Source organism: Massilia alkalitolerans DSM 17462 (assembly GCF_000427785.1).
Lineage (GTDB): Bacteria > Pseudomonadota > Gammaproteobacteria > Burkholderiales > Burkholderiaceae_D > Telluria > Telluria alkalitolerans.
In genome coordinates this window covers 91,756-106,609 of record NZ_ATYR01000012.1, presented here as the reverse complement: position 1 = coordinate 106,609, position 14,854 = coordinate 91,756, and the positions used below count along the sequence as shown (strand labels likewise).

8 protein-coding genes are annotated in these 14,854 nt (G+C 65.1%); all 8 read left to right on the top strand.

What is annotated here, in order from left to right:
• Positions 1 to 23: 23 nt before the first annotated feature.
• Positions 24 to 1,502: a xanthine dehydrogenase small subunit gene (xdhA, locus tag YWC_RS0114175; protein WP_027865975.1), complete on the top strand. Its 1,479-nt coding sequence runs from the start codon at positions 24 to 26 to the stop codon at positions 1,500 to 1,502.
• Positions 1,503 to 1,515: 13 nt separating this feature from the next.
• Positions 1,516 to 3,846: a xanthine dehydrogenase molybdopterin binding subunit gene (gene xdhB, locus YWC_RS0114170; RefSeq protein ID WP_027865974.1), complete on the top strand. Its 2,331-nt coding sequence runs from the start codon at positions 1,516 to 1,518 to the stop codon at positions 3,844 to 3,846.
• Positions 3,846 to 4,934 (top strand): xanthine dehydrogenase accessory protein XdhC, encoded by a 1,089-nt coding sequence (xdhC, locus tag YWC_RS0114165; protein ID WP_036214384.1) that lies wholly within the window; start codon positions 3,846 to 3,848, stop codon positions 4,932 to 4,934. The genes xdhB and xdhC overlap by 1 nt, the downstream gene beginning before the upstream one ends.
• Positions 4,934 to 6,244: a guanine deaminase gene (gene guaD, locus YWC_RS0114160; RefSeq protein ID WP_027865972.1), complete on the top strand. Its 1,311-nt coding sequence runs from the start codon at positions 4,934 to 4,936 to the stop codon at positions 6,242 to 6,244. Before xdhC ends, guaD begins: the two co-directional genes overlap by 1 nt.
• Positions 6,245 to 6,355: 111 nt before the next feature.
• A complete protein-coding gene (locus tag YWC_RS0114155; protein WP_027865971.1) occupies positions 6,356 to 7,858 on the top strand; it encodes an amidohydrolase family protein in 1,503 nt (500 codons plus the stop codon).
• 540 nt (positions 7,859 to 8,398) lie between these two features.
• Positions 8,399 to 11,809 (top strand): TonB-dependent receptor, encoded by a 3,411-nt coding sequence (locus YWC_RS0114150; RefSeq protein ID WP_027865970.1) that lies wholly within the window; start codon positions 8,399 to 8,401, stop codon positions 11,807 to 11,809.
• A gap of 166 nt (positions 11,810 to 11,975) precedes the next feature.
• The gene (locus tag YWC_RS0114145; RefSeq protein WP_027865969.1) at positions 11,976 to 13,670 is read left to right on the top strand and encodes a bifunctional metallophosphatase/5'-nucleotidase; all 1,695 of its coding nucleotides are present in this window, start codon (positions 11,976 to 11,978) and stop codon (positions 13,668 to 13,670) included.
• A 26-nt stretch (positions 13,671 to 13,696) separates the two neighbouring features.
• Complete coding sequence (locus YWC_RS0114140; protein WP_027865968.1) at positions 13,697 to 14,758, top strand: S1/P1 nuclease; 1,062 nt, start codon at positions 13,697 to 13,699, stop codon at positions 14,756 to 14,758.
• Positions 14,759 to 14,854 lie beyond the last annotated feature (96 nt).

The window sequence follows — 14,854 nt, the reverse complement described above, 5'->3', positions numbered from 1 at the left end:
TTTTGCAGCCAAGAGAGAACAGAATGCCAGAGCCGATCCGCTTCTTTTACCGCGGCGCCGTCCACGAAGTACGTGACGCGCAGCCGACGCAGACCATCCTGCAGCACTTGCGGGAGGACCTGCATTGCACCGGCACCAAGGAAGGTTGTGCCGAGGGCGATTGCGGCGCCTGCACGGTGGTGATCGGCTCGCTGGAAGACGGCGAATTGCAGCTCAAGGCGGTCAATTCCTGCATCCAGTTCACGCCCACGCTCGACGGCAAGGCCTTGTTCACGGTCGAAGACCTGCAGCAGCCCGACGGCAGCCTGCACCCGGTCCAGCAGGCCCTGGTCGAGTGCCACGGTTCGCAGTGCGGTTTCTGCACCCCGGGCTTCGCCATGTCGCTGTGGGGCATGTACCTGAAGCAGGAAAGCCAAGGGCTTTCCGGACGCCGGCCTTCGCGCTGCCAGATCGACGATGCGCTCTCGGGCAACCTGTGCCGCTGCACCGGCTATCGCCCGATCATCGATGCGGCCCGCCGCATGGTCGAGCTGCCGCCCGCAAGCTTTGACCGCGCCGCGCTGGCCGAGCGCCTGCGCGTGCTGCAGCGCACCCATGGCTTCACGTATGAAGCGCAAGGCGGGCGCTTCCACGTCCCGCGCACGCTCTCCGAACTGGTGCAGCTGCGCAGCGAATTCCCGCAGGCCCTGATGCTGGCCGGCTCGACCGACGTCGGCCTCTGGGTCACCAAGCAGATGCGCGAGCTGAGCGACATCATCTACCTGGGCCAGGTGGACGAACTCAAGACACTGGCCGAATCCGGCGACACCCTGGAGATCGGCGCGGGCGTGAGCCTGAACGATGCCTACGCGGCCATCTGCCGCCACTATCCGGATGCGTTGACGGAGATGTGGCAGCGCTTCGCCTCGCTCCCGATCCGCAATGCCGGCACGCTGGGCGGCAACGTTGCCAACGGCTCGCCGATCGGCGACTCGATGCCCTGGCTGATCGCCCTGGGCAGCCAGGTGGTGCTGCGCGGCGCGGCGGGCGAGCGGGTGCTGGCGCTGGAAGATTTTTATCTCGGCTACCAGCAGAAAGACCTGCAGCCGGGCGAGTTCGTGCAGGCAGTACGCGTGCCGTTGCCAGGCGTCGGCCTGCGTTTCCGCACCTATAAACTGGCCAAGCGCTTCGACCAGGACATATCAAGCGTGTGCGCGGCCTTTGCCGTCACGCTCGACGGCGACACCGTGGCCGCCGCACGCATCGCCTTTGGCGGCATGGCGGCCACGCCCAAGCGCGCCGCCAGGGCCGAAGCGCTTCTCATCGGCCAGCCGTGGAACGAGGCCGCGCTGCGCGCCGCCATGAGCGCGCTGGCCCAGGATTACGCGCCGCTGAGCGACATGCGCGCCTCCAGCGCCTACCGCATGCTGGCTGCGCAAAACCTGCTGCGCCGCTTCTGGTTCGAGACCCGCCTCGACAATCCGCTGCCGGTCAGCGCGGTCAATGCCTTCGCGGCCGCTTGAGAGGAGAACGGACATGAACGACGCAGGCACTCCCATCCTCGACGCGGCCCAGTGGACCGAAGTCGGGCGCGCGCGCCCGCACGAATCCGCCGTGCTGCACGTGCTCGGCCAGGCCACCTATACCGACGATATCCGCGAAACCGCCGGCACCCTGCATGCGGCGCTCGGCCTGTCCGGCCGCGCCCATGCGCGCATCCTGGGTATCGACCTGGAACAGGTAGCAGCCAGCCGCGGCGTGGTGGCGGTGCTTACCGCGCAGGACATTCCGGGGCTGAACGACTGCGGCCCCATCATCCATGACGACCCGATCCTGGCCGACGGCCTGGTCCAGTACGTGGGCCAGCCGGTCTTCATCGTCGTCGCCGACAGCCACGACAACGCGCGCCGGGCCGCCAGGCTGGCCAGGATCGACTACGAAGACCTGCCGGCGATTCTCACGCCGCAGGAAGCGCGCGCCGCCCAGTCCTATGTGCTGCCGCCGATGCGCCTGGCGCGCGGCGACGCGCAAAGCGCCTTTGCCGGGGCGCCGCACCGCGTGAAAGGCGAACTGCTCGTGGGCGGCCAGGAACAGTTCTACCTCGAAGGCCAGATCGCCTACGCCATCCCCGGCGAAGACCACGGCATGCACGTCTACTGCTCGACCCAGCACCCGAGCGAGATGCAGCACGTGGTGGCACATGCGCTCGGCCTGCATTCGCACCACGTGACGGTCGAGTGCCGCCGCATGGGCGGCGGCTTCGGCGGCAAGGAATCGCAGTCGGCGCTGTGGGCGGCAGCTGCGGCGATTGCCGCGGTGCGCACGCGCCGCCCGGTCAAGCTGCGCGCCGACCGCGACGACGACATGCTGGTCACCGGCAAGCGCCACTGCTTCCATTACGAATACGAAGTCGGCTACGACGAAGAAGGGCGCATCCTCGCCGCGAAGGTCGACATGGTCACGCGCGCCGGCTTCTCGGCCGACCTGTCCGGTCCGGTGGCGACGCGCGCCGTCTGCCACTTCGACAATACCTATTACCTGTCCGACGTCGAGATCCGCGCTGCCTGCGGCAAGACCAATACCCAGTCGAACACCGCCTTCCGCGGCTTCGGCGGACCGCAGGGTGCGATCGCCATCGAATACGTGATCGACGAGATCGCGCGCAATCTCGGCCGCGACCCGCTCGACATCCGCCGCCTGAACTTCTACGGTAGGACCGAGCGCAACGTCACGCCTTACGGCCAGGCCATCGTCGACAACGTCATCCACGAGCTGGTGGCGGAGCTCGAGCAGACCAGCGAGTACCGCGCGCGCCGTGTGGCGATCGCGGACTTCAACCGCGCCAGCCCCGTGCTCAAGAAGGGCCTGGCGCTCACCCCCGTCAAATTCGGCATCGCCTTCAACGTCACCCACCTGAACCAGGCGGGCGCGCTGGTGCACGTCTACGTGGACGGCTCGATCCTGGTGAACCACGGCGGCACCGAGATGGGGCAGGGCATCAACACCAAGGTGATGCAGGTGGTGGCGCACGAACTGGGCGTGGACCTGGCGCGCGTGCGCGCCACCGCCACCAATACCAGCAAGGTCGCCAACACATCGGCCACCGCCGCCTCGACCGGCGCGGACCTGAACGGCAAGGCCGCGCAGGACGCCGCGCGCAAGATCCGCGACCGGCTGGCCGCCTTCGTCGCAGCGGAGTTCGGCGCCAGTGCTTCTGAAGTCCATTTTGCCGACGACACCGTGTTCGTGAACGGAGAAGCGCTGCGCTTCAGCGAAGTGGTGGCCAAGGCCTACCTGGCCCGGGTGCAGCTGTGGTCCGACGGCTTCTATGCCACCCCCGGCCTGCACTGGGACCCGAAGACCATGAACGGCCATCCCTTCTCCTACTTCGCCTATGGCGCCGCGGTGTCGGAAGTGGTGGTGGACACGCTCACCGGCGAATGGAAGCTGCTGCGCGCCGACGCCCTCTACGACGCCGGCAATTCGCTCAACCCGGCGATCGACATCGGCCAGGTCGAAGGCGCCTTCATCCAGGGCATGGGCTGGCTCACCACTGAAGAGTTGTGGTGGAACCCGGCGGGCAAGTTGATGACGCATGCGCCCTCGACCTACAAGATCCCTGGCGTTTCCGACTGCCCGGAAGACTTCCGCGTGCGCCTGTTCAGGAACCGCAACGTCGAGGACAGCATCCACCGCTCCAAGGCCGTGGGCGAGCCGCCGCTGTTGCTGCCGTTCTCGGTGTTCTTCGCGATCCGTGACGCCATCTCCGCGGTCGGCGGGCACCGGGTGCATCCGCCGCTGAACGCGCCGGCCACCTGCGAAGAGATCCTGAAGGCGGTGGCAGCCGTCGAAGCGGCGAGCGCTTGATGAGCGATTGGCTGCAAGACTGGTTGTCAAATGAGGAGCTGCACGCGCCGGCAGTGCTGGTGACGGTCGCCCGCGTCGAGGGCTCCGTCCCGCGCGAGCCGGGCGCGCGCATGCTGGTGGATGCGCAGGGCTTTCGCGGCACCATCGGCGGCGGGCATCTGGAGCACCGGGCGCTGGAGATGGCGCGGGCGATGCTGGAGCAGGGCGGGGGGCAGGCGCATGTCGAACGCTTTCCGCTGGGGCCCAAGCTGGGGCAGTGTTGCGGCGGGATTGCGTGGCTGGCTTTCGAGATGGCGGATGCAGAGCAGATTGCATTGCTCAACAGGCGACGTAACGAAGATACGTGGCGCGTGGTTTTTGTAGGGTGGACGGCTTCGCCGTCCGCGCGTTCAACTAACGGATGCGTAGCCGAGACTTCATCGCAAGTTGAACGCGCGGACGGCAGAGCCGTCCACCCTACGTCCTTGTTCGACGGGAGTGGGCGACTGCTTGCCGGCCGGGACGCTCCCGCATTCGACCGCGCTGCCGGCACCCACATCTTTCAGGACGCCGACAACCGCCTCTGGCTGGCCGACGCCGTCCTCGCCCCGCGCGCCCACCTGATGCTGTTCGGCGCCGGCCACGTCGGCGCCGCCATCGTCCGCGCACTGGCCGAACTGCCCTGCCGCGTCACCTGGGTCGACGAGCGCGACGAGCTGTTCTCGGCCTCGATCCCGGCCAACGTGACGGTCGAAGCCACCGACACCCCGGAGGCGCTTGTTGAAAAAGCACCACACGGCACCACCTTCCTGGTCATGACCCACAGCCACGCACTTGACCTGCAGCTGTCCCACGCGATACTGTCCCGCCCCGGCGCAGGGGATTGGTTCGGCCTGATCGGTTCAAGCACCAAGCGCCGCCAGTTCGAGCACCGCCTGCGCGAACGCGGCATCGATGCCGCGCGCCTCGACGCGATGGTCTGCCCCGTCGGCCTACCCGGCATCGAGGGCAAGGCCCCGGCCGTGATCGCGGCCTCCGTGGCGGCCCAACTGCTCCTCGTGTGGGAAGCAGCCGCCCGCCAGCCAGACGTTTCAACGGAATTTATCTAATGTCCACCGCACCCAATAACGTGCAAGCCTACCGTGCGAGCTTGCTGCATTTTCACGCCGACCCGGCTTTCGACAGCGACGCCTATGCCTGGCACGAGGACGGCCTGCTGGTCGTCGAAGACGGCCGCGTCAAGGCGGCAGGCGATTACGCCGCCCTGGTCGGCACGCTGCCGCCAGGCGTGGCCCCGCACGACTACCGCGGCCAGCTGATTACGCCGGGCTTCATCGACACCCACCTGCATTACCCGCAGACCGACATGATCGCCTCGCCGAGCCCGGGCCTGCTGCCCTGGCTGGAGACCTATACCTTCCCGACCGAGCGCCGCTTCGAGGATCCGGCGCATGCGCGCGCCACCGCCGAGTTCTTCCTCGACGAGCTGCTGCGCTGCGGGACCACGACCGCCGTGGTGTACTGCACCGTGCATCCGCAATCGGTGGACGCCTTTTTCGAGGCTAGCGAGGCGCGCAACTTGCGCATGGTGGCCGGCAAGGTGCTGATGGACCGGCATTGCCCGGACTTCCTGCGCGACCTCGAGGGCGGCGTCGGCACCAGCGCGGACCTGATCGAGAAGTGGCACAAGCGCGGCCGCCAGCTGTATGCGATCACCCCGCGCTTCGCGCCCACCTCGACCGACGCCCAGCTGCGTGCGACGGCCGAACTGGCCAAGGCCTATCCGGACACCTTCATCCAGACCCACGTCTCGGAAAACAGGGACGAGTGCAAGTGGGTGGGCGAGCTGCATCCGCAGGCGCGCAGCTACCTGGACGTCTACGAGCGCTTCGGCCTGATGCGCCCGCGCGCCCTGTTCGGCCACTGCATCTGGCTGGACGACGAGGACTTCGCGCGCATGGCGGCCACCGGTTCGGCCGCGGCGGTGTGCCCGACCTCCAACCTGTTCCTTGGCAGCGGCCTGTTCGACTTCGAGAAGGCCGACGGCGCGCGCACGCTGCTCTCGCTCGGCACCGACGTCGGCGCCGGCACCTCGTTCTCGATGCTGCAGACCATGAACGAGGCCTACAAGGTGGCGCGCCTGAAGGGCAGCTACCTGAAGGCAGAGCGCATGTTCTACCTGGCCACGCTGGGCGCGGCCCGCGCCATGGGCCTCGAAGGCACGGTCGGCAACTTCCAGCCGGGCGCGGAAGCGGACTTCGTCGTGCTCGACCCAAGCTGCACGCCACTGCTGGCGCGCAGGACGAAGCAGCTGGACTCGCTGGAAGAGTTGCTGTTCGCGCTGGCATTGCTGGGGGATGACCGGGCCATCCGGGCGACGTACTCGGCCGGCAGGCAGGTCCACGCCCGCGACGCGTGATACCAGTGCGATATTGCCAACGCTAACTCAACCGTATAGAGTTGCGCGGTCCACCGCAGGCGCGAGCCTGCGCGTATTTGCAGCAACCACCGCACCAGAAAGTCCCGATCCATGTACAAACAACTGACCGGCAGCGTCCTGCTCGCCCTGGCCGTCGCCGGCGCCCCGCAGGCCCTGGCCAAGGGCCCGGCCGCAGCGAAAACGAGCGCGAATGAAACCGCGACCGCCCGCCACTACGCCAGCCTGATCGCCGGCGAGCCGAAGACCGCCGAGCTGACCCTGTTCTTCACCCAGATGCCGAAGGGCGGCGACCTGCACCACCATTATTCGGGTTCGGTCTACGCCGAGCAGTACGTCGACTTCCTCGACAAGCAGGGCTACTGCGTCGACAAGCGTACTTACCGCATCGAGACCAGGAAGGACGTGGTGGCCGCCGAGCGCGCCAAGCCGGCGGAGGACCGCAACTGCCTGTCGACCGCCGAGGTCTATGCCGACGACTACACTTACCGCGAGCTGCTGCAGCGCTGGTCGAACAAGGACTTCAGCAACCATGGCGCGATCCAGCCTCCGCCGGACCGCCTGTTCTTCCAGACCTTCGGCTTCTTCGGCCCGGTCTCGAACGCGAACTTCCGCGAAGGCCTGCAGGAACTCAAGAAGCGCGCCATCGCCGAGAATGTCAGCTATATCGAGACCATGTTCAAGATGTCGCCGTTCGTGGTGAACAAGGACTTCGACGCCCAGGCCTGGAACAATGCTCACGATGACAGGGCTTTCGAGGCCCAGATGGGGGCCTGGCTGGCCGTGCTGGAACAGGACGCCGGCTTCAGGAGGCAGACCGAGGACTTCGTGGCGAAAATCCACGAGGCGGCCGAGGGCATCGACGACGAGCGCTTCACCATGCGCTACCAGACCTATGTGCTGCGCCTCCTGAACCCGTCGCAGGTGTTCTCCTCGATGGTCTCGGGCTTCAAGGCCGCGGCCATGAGCGACAAGATCGTGGGCGTCAACATCGTCGGCCAGGAAAGCACCATGGTCTCGATGCGCGACTACACGCTGCACATGAAGATGTTCCGCTTCCTGAAATCGCGCTACCCGGAAGTGAAGGTGGCCATGCACGCCGGCGAGCTGGCGATGGGCGACGTGCCGCCGGAAGGCCTGAAATTCCACATCGACCAGGCCTTGGTGGTCGCCAATGCCAACCGCATCGGCCACGGCCTCGACCTGGCGCACGAGAGCAACGCCCCGGCCATCATGGCCAGGATGCGCAAGGACGACATCCCGGTCGAGATCAACCTGACTTCGAACGCCTTCATCAGCGGCGTCGAAGGTGCGAACCACCCGATCACCCTGTACCGTAAATATGGCGTGCCCTACGTGATCTCGACCGACGACGCCGGCGTCACCCGGCATACGCTGTCGAACGAGTACGTGCTGTTCGCAAGCCGCTACAAACCGGACTACGCGGAGATGAAACGGACCTCGTACAACAGCATCCGCTACGCCTTCCTGCCAGTGGCAGAAAAACAACGTCTGACCCGCCAGCTGGACGAGCGCTTCGCCGCTTTCGAAGCGAAGATTGCAGCCCTGGCAAAGGTGCAGGCTGCAGCAAAGTAAGCCTGTGTACAAGGCGCTTCGCAGCCACCGCGGAGCGCCTTCAGGTCATCCTGAACGAGCGACTTTTTGACACTCGCTTAGCAATAATTCATCTTTTGTGGCCTTCCTGCTACAAAAAATCCTCTTCCTTCCTCGGTTTGGCGAATTTCTTATTAAAAAAATTTCGCCTAGGAATGCCGCCTTTATAATCCCGCCTTGTCATTTTGCTGGGTAGCAAGCCGAGTCTGTGGCGTAGCAACAACGTACTGGTCCGTATTTATACGACAAACGTATGAATGTCGAAGCCAAAACGAATTTGCCGGTTTGATAACGGTCATGCATATTGGAGTTTGATTTCCAAAAGGCATACATCGTTTGACGGGCACCCGTGTGAGGAAACGCGCGGTGTAACTTCGTTGAAATACTTGCACGTTAGACTTGCCGCCGCCAGCTGGCAGGACCGCCGGCGCACCACGCAGCAAACAAAAGATTGCAGTACTTGTAAGAGAGGGCAACCGTCGGCTGCCCGTTATAACTATTAAGTTCTTTTTGGGGTTATCAATGATCACTCAACAACAGATCCGGCTCACCAAACTGGCGCTGGCTTTGTCGGTTGCATTGGCTGCTACGCCGGCCTTCGCGCAGAACACCACCTCGGCCATCGGTGGCCGTATCTCGGCCGCAGACGGCAAGCCGGCCGCCGGCGCCCAGGTGCAGATTGTTCACACCGAGTCCGGTTCTGTCAGCAATGTCACGACCGATGCGGAAGGCCGTTACGTTGCACGTGGCCTGCGCGTAGGCGGTCCTTACACGATCATCATCACCAAGGACGGCGTCACCGAGCGCCGCGAAGGCGTGTTCACCGACCTGGCGGAAACCGCCGCCGTCGACGCCACCCTGGGCCAGCAAATGCAGACCGTCACCGTGACCGGTTCGGCGGCCCGCTCCGAAATCTTCTCGAACCAGTCGATGGGTTCGGTCACCGCGATCAGCCGCGCCGACCTCGAAACCCAGGCATCGATCAACCGCAACCTGCAGGACTTCGCGCGTCTCGATCCGCGCGTCTCGCAGACCGACAAGGACCGCGGCGAAATGTCCGTGGCCGGCCAGAACTCGCGCTACAACTCGATGACCATCGACGGCGTGGCCGTGAACGACACCTTCGGCCTGGAAGCCAACGGCAGCCCGACCGCCCGCCAGCCGATCTCGATGGAAGCGATCGCCTCGGTGCAGGTGAACGTCGCCAACTACGACGTGACCCAGCGCGGCTACACCGGCGCCAACGTCAACGCCGTCACCAAGTCGGGTACCAACGTGTACCACGGCGGCGCCTACTACGTGACCCGCGACGACCGCCTGGTCGGCAAGCGCTATGACACGACCCGCGACGAATACTTCGACGCGCCGGAGTTCAAGGACAACACCAAGGGCCTGTGGGTCAGCGGCCCGCTGATCAAGGACAAGCTGTTCTTCTTCGCCCTGGCTGAAAACTACGAAAGCAGCCGCAGCGGTCCGCAGTACGGCGCCATCGGCACCAATGCCGGCACCACCATCGGCATCAGCCCAGCCCAGATCGCACGTATCACGGATATCGCCAAGAGCCAGTACAACATCGATCTCGGCGGAACCGAAGTGCCGGCCGGCACCAAGATGAAGTCGGAAGAACGCATGTTCAAGCTCGACTGGAACATCAACGACGATCATCGCGCCAGCCTGCGCTACTCGAAGACTGCGCAGAACGAGCCGATCTTCCCTGGCTTCTTCGACGATGCCGTGGCCCTGAGCTCGTACTTCTACAACCAGGACAAGACCATCGAAACCCTGGTCGGACAGGTGTTCTCCGACTGGACGCCGAACCTGTCGACCGAGTTCAAGATCTCGCAGCGCGACTATGACTCGGTGCCGATCACCGCGAGCAAGCTGCCGCGAATGAACTTCTCGTTCACCGGCCCGCTGCCGTCGGATGCACCGGCAGGCACCCGTACCGGAAGCCGTTCCCTGAACACCGGTACCGAGAACAGCCGCCACAACAACGTGCTGGGCACCAAGACCCTGGACGTGTACGCCGGCGCCAACTACCTGTGGGGCGACCACGAATTCAAGGTCGGCGCCGACTACACCCAGAACAAGGTGTACAACGCTTTCCTGCAGAACGTATTCGGCAACTACACCTTCCAGTGCGATAACAACTTCGCATACAGCTTCGGTTCGATCAACTGCTCGACCGCGAGCGCGGCCCAGATCAACGCCGCGATCTACGAGAACTTCTCGCGCGGCCGTCCGTCGTCGTACACGGTGCAGCTGCCGGTGGTCGGCGGCTCGCTGAGCAACGCGATCGCCCAGTTCACGATGAAGAACACCGGCGTGTTCCTGCAGGATAACTGGACCGTCAACAACAACCTGACCATCAGCGCTGGTGTCCGCGTCGACGTGACCGGCGTCGACCGTACTCCGCTGCGCAATACCGCCGTGGCCCAGGCTGTGATCGCCGGCAATGCCGCCACCTTCGCGCGCCAGACCGGCGGCTTCGGTGTCGACAACACCCGTACCTTCGACGGCAACAAGCTGTGGCAGCCGCGCGTCGGCTTCAACTACAAGATCGACGCGGCGCGTCCGACCCAGCTGCGTGGTGGTGTCGGCCTGTTCCAGGGCGCGGCGGCGACCGTGTGGATGTCGAACCCGTTCTCGAACCCGGGCGTGGCTACCCGTACCATCACCTGCTCGGGCAACGGTGCAACCCGCTGCCCTTCGACCGACGGCCTGTTCACGCCTGACGTGAACGCCCAGCGCACCGTCACCGGCTCGACCCCGGCGGCCAACGTCGACATCCTGTCGCCGGACCTGCGCCAGCCGTCGATCTGGAAAGCCAACCTGGCATTCGAGCATGAGCTGCCAGTCGGCGGCCTGGTGTTCGGCGCCGAATTCCTGGCGACCCAGAACAAGAACGCGATCTTCTACCAGAACCTGAACCTGGGCGCACCGACCCGCATCGGCAAGGACGGCCGCGAACTGTACTACAACGCCAACGGTCTGTCGGCGAGCTGCTACACCTTCACCAACAACTCGGCGGGCAACGCAACCGGCTGCCAGAACACCAACAAGGCGCTGTCGAACCTGAGCTACGGCAACGTGCTGCTGGCCAAGGGCACCGATAAGGGCGATGCCCAGGTCCTGACCTTCTCGCTGACGAGCCCGACCCGCAAGGGCTTCGGCTGGTCGGTGGCCTACTCGCACAGCAACGCGAGCGAAGTCTCGCCGCTGACCTCGTCGACCTCGGGCTCGAACTACTCGGGCCGCTCGGTCTTCAACCCGAACGAGGAAGTCGCCGCCAACTCGGCGTACCTGGTGAAAGAGCGTATCAACGCCCGCCTGTCGTGGGAGAAGCGCTTCTTCGGCGAGTACCGCACCCGCCTCGGCGTCTTCTATGAAGGTCGCGAAGGCAAGCCGTACAGCTGGACCATCAACAACGACCTGAATGGTGACGGACTGGCCGGCAACGACCTGATGTACATCCCGTCGAAAGAAGGTTCGGGCGAAGTCGTGTTCTTCGGCGACACCGCGACCAACAAGAGCAACGAGGCGCGCTTCTGGGCCGTGGTCAACGCAAACGAAGTGCTGCGCAACGCCAAGGGCGGCGTGGTCGGCCGTAACACCGACTTCTCGCCGTGGACCAACAGCTTCGACGTGAAGATCACCCAGGAACTGCCGGGCTTCTTCAAGAGCCACAAGGCCAGCTTCGCGCTCGACATCCTCAACTTCGGCAACCTGCTGAACAAGAAGTGGGGTCGTATCGAGGAAGTGGCCTTCCAGGGCAACGGCGGCCAGGCGCGCAGCTTCGTCGACTACGTCGGCCTGGATGCACAGGGTCGCTACGTCTACGGCGTGCGCAACAACGTGGAAGACCAGGTCGTTCGCCAGAACAAGGGCGAATCGCAGTGGGCCATCCAGGCAACCTTCAAGTACGAGTTCTAAGAACTTGACTTGATGCCTGTGAGGTAAGAACGGCCGGTGGCGACACCGGCCGTTTTTCATTGGTTGAAGGCTCCGGTTCCTGGCCCGTAAAGATGGCTGAAGACCGGGACCCCATGTGATAATGCTGAGGGCGCTCATCGCCTCCCTCCTTGATCGAGAACACTCCATGACCGTTTCCCTGCGTGCTCCGGCACCACTCTCGCGCGCCGCATTGGCCGTCGCCGTTTCCCTGACCCTGGCCGGCTGTGCCACCACCGCCAGCCGTGAACCGGTCAGCATCAAGCTGATCGCCATGAATGACTTCCATGGCAACCTCGAACCGAGCCGCTATGTCCCGACCAATCCGGACGGCAGCAAGGCGCCCGCCATCCGCGCCGGCGGCGTCGAGGCCGTGGCCGCTGCGCTGCAGGCCTGGCGCAAGGAAGACAAGGACCTGCTGTTCGTCTCCGCGGGCGACCTGGTGGGCGCCAGCCCGGCCATGTCCTCGCTGTGGGCCGACGAGCCGACCATCGAGGCGATGAACATGCTGGACCTGCGCGTCTCCGCGGTCGGCAACCACGAATTCGACGCTGGCCGCAAGGAACTGCTGCGCCAGCAGAACGGCGGCTGCGATTCGCCGCGTCCGGCCAAGGCCTGCCAGATGGCCAGCAACTATGGCGGCGCCAAGTTCACCTACCTGGCCGGCAACGTGATCGACAAGGCCACCGGCAAGCCCTTCATTCCGGCCTTCAGGATCGAGGAAGTCAAGGGCATCAAGGTGGGCCTGGTCGGCGTAGTGCTGGAAGACACCCGCTCGGTGGTGATGGCATCGGGCATCGCGGGACTGGAGTTCGGCGACGAGGCCGCGGCGATCAACCGCGCCATTCCCGACATGCGCCGTCAGGGCGCGGACGTGATCGTGGCCCTGGTGCACCAGGGCGGCAGTACGCCGGAGAATCCGCTGACGCCCGGCTGCACCCAGCTGAAAGGCCCGATCGTCGACATCGTCAAGCAGCTCGATCCGTCGATCCGCCTGGTCATCACGGGCCACACCCACCAGGGCTACCTGTGCAAGGTCGACGGCCGCACCGTGACCCAGGCCTCGTCCTACGGCCACCTGCTGACCCGCATCTCCATGAAGGTGGAGAAAGGCGTCGGCCAGGTAGGTGAAGTCCAGGTCGAGAACGTCCTGATGAAGGGCGGCGCCTTCCCGGCCGACGAGAAAATGGCCGCCTTCATGGCCAAGGTGAAGGACAGCAGCCGCGCCGCCCTGATGCGCCCGGTGGCGCGCCTGGCGACGGCGCCGGTGCTGCGCAAGCAGAACGCGGCTGGCGAAGCGCCGCTCGGCAACCTGATCGCGGACGCGGTGCTGGCTGCTACCCGCAACGTTGGCGCCCGCATCGGCTTCATGAATGAAGGCGGCATCCGCAAGGACCTGGAAGCCGGTGAGGGCAAGGTCGCCGCCTTCGGCCAGGTGCAGGCCGTGCTCCCGTTCGGGAATACCCTGGTGGTGATGGACCTGACCGGCGCCCAGATCCGCGCGCTGCTCGAGCGCCAGTGGAACAAGGATGGTTCGATGGGCTCGATGCTGCAGGTGTCGAATGGTTTCAGCTATACCTGGGACGAGAAGCGTCCGGTCGGCAGCCGCGTGACCGCCATCAGCCTGGACGGCAAGCCGCTCGAAGACGCTAGGGCCTACCGCATCGTCGCCAACAACTTCCTGGCCGAAGGCGGCGACAACTATCCGGAATTCGGCAAGGGCACGAACCGCCTCGAGACCGGCCTGCTCGACCTCGACGCCTTCGCCGACTACCTGCGCCAGACCGAAGGGCAGGGCGCCGCCCTGGCCCCAAGCGAGCCGCGCATCGTCAAGGCCCAATGAGCCGACCGTTTCAACCAAGGATGACCATGAAAAAACTAGCCTGCGTACTGGCGCTCACCACCGCCTTCGCATCCTTCGACGCCGCGGCCTGGGGCCGCGACGGCCACAAGGCCATCGGCGCCATCGCCGACAAGCTGCTCAAGGGCAGCAGGGCGCAAAAGGAAATCGCCCTGCTGCTCAAACCCGGCGAATCGCTCGAACTGATCGCCAACTGGGCCGACTGCGTCAAGGGCACCTATTGCGGCGAGCAGACTCCGGAGATGATCGAGTACGTCAACGCCAACCCGCAGCACGACAAGTACCACTATACCAACGTGCCCTTTCAGCACGACCACTACGACGACCATGGCGTGGGCAGGACCGGGGTCGACATCGTGCAGACCCTGCGCCAGTGCATCGCGGTCCTGCAGGGCAAGACCGATCCTGAGCTGAATCCGCACAAGTTCACCAAGCGCCAGGCGCTGATCCTGCTGGCCCACTTCGCCGGCGACATCCACCAGCCGCTGCACGTGGGCGCGGCCTATGTCGGCAAGGACGGCAAGTTCGTCGCCCCGAACAGCCAGGAGGAAGTCAACGAAACCGTCATCTTCGATACGCGCGGCAGCAACAACCTGCTGCTGGACGACGCCAGGCTGGCCGAACTGGCGGCGCGCGTGATTCCCGCGGGCGAACCGGCAGTGGTGAAGGAAGGCGTGCCGAAGTCCCTGACGCGGCCCTTCCACTCGTACTGGGACAGCACCACGGTCGACTACGCGTTCCGCCGCCTGCAGACCAAAACCCCGGCGCAGTTCGCGGACAAGGTCGTCAGCGGCAAGGCGCAGCTGCCGCTGATCGAAGGCGATCCGATCACCGTGCCTTACGCCTGGGCCAACCACTCGCTGTTCGTGGCCAAGGAAGCCTTCAGGGAAGTCACGCCCGGCAAGCTGACGCCGCAGACCAGCAAGAAAGGCGAGACCTACTACACCTTTGCCCTCGAAGTGCCGGCCAACTACCCGGTGCCGAGCTCGGAGATCGCCAAGCAGCAGTTGATCCGTGGCGGCTATAACCTCGCGGCGCTGCTGCAGGCAATTTATCCGGAAAAAGGCTGATCGACCGGCTGCAGGCCAGATCAGCAGCAGACACCATCATGGGCGCCAATGGCGCCCATGATGTTTTTGGATGCGTGCGCTCGTCGCCGCCGCGGT

Excerpts from the sequence above, each read along its gene's own strand:
- xdhA (WP_027865975.1), top strand. The coding sequence starts at position 24 with ATGCCAGAGCCGATCCGCTTCTTTTACCGCGGCGCCGTCCACGAAGTA.
- xdhB (WP_027865974.1), top strand. The coding sequence starts at position 1,516 with ATGAACGACGCAGGCACTCCCATCCTCGACGCGGCCCAGTGGACCGAA.
- xdhC (WP_036214384.1), top strand. The coding sequence starts at position 3,846 with ATGAGCGATTGGCTGCAAGACTGGTTGTCAAATGAGGAGCTGCACGCG.
- guaD (WP_027865972.1), top strand. The coding sequence starts at position 4,934 with ATGTCCACCGCACCCAATAACGTGCAAGCCTACCGTGCGAGCTTGCTG.
- YWC_RS0114155 (WP_027865971.1), top strand. The coding sequence starts at position 6,356 with ATGTACAAACAACTGACCGGCAGCGTCCTGCTCGCCCTGGCCGTCGCC.
- YWC_RS0114150 (WP_027865970.1), top strand. The coding sequence starts at position 8,399 with ATGATCACTCAACAACAGATCCGGCTCACCAAACTGGCGCTGGCTTTG.
- YWC_RS0114145 (WP_027865969.1), top strand. The coding sequence starts at position 11,976 with ATGACCGTTTCCCTGCGTGCTCCGGCACCACTCTCGCGCGCCGCATTG.
- YWC_RS0114140 (WP_027865968.1), top strand. The coding sequence starts at position 13,697 with ATGAAAAAACTAGCCTGCGTACTGGCGCTCACCACCGCCTTCGCATCC.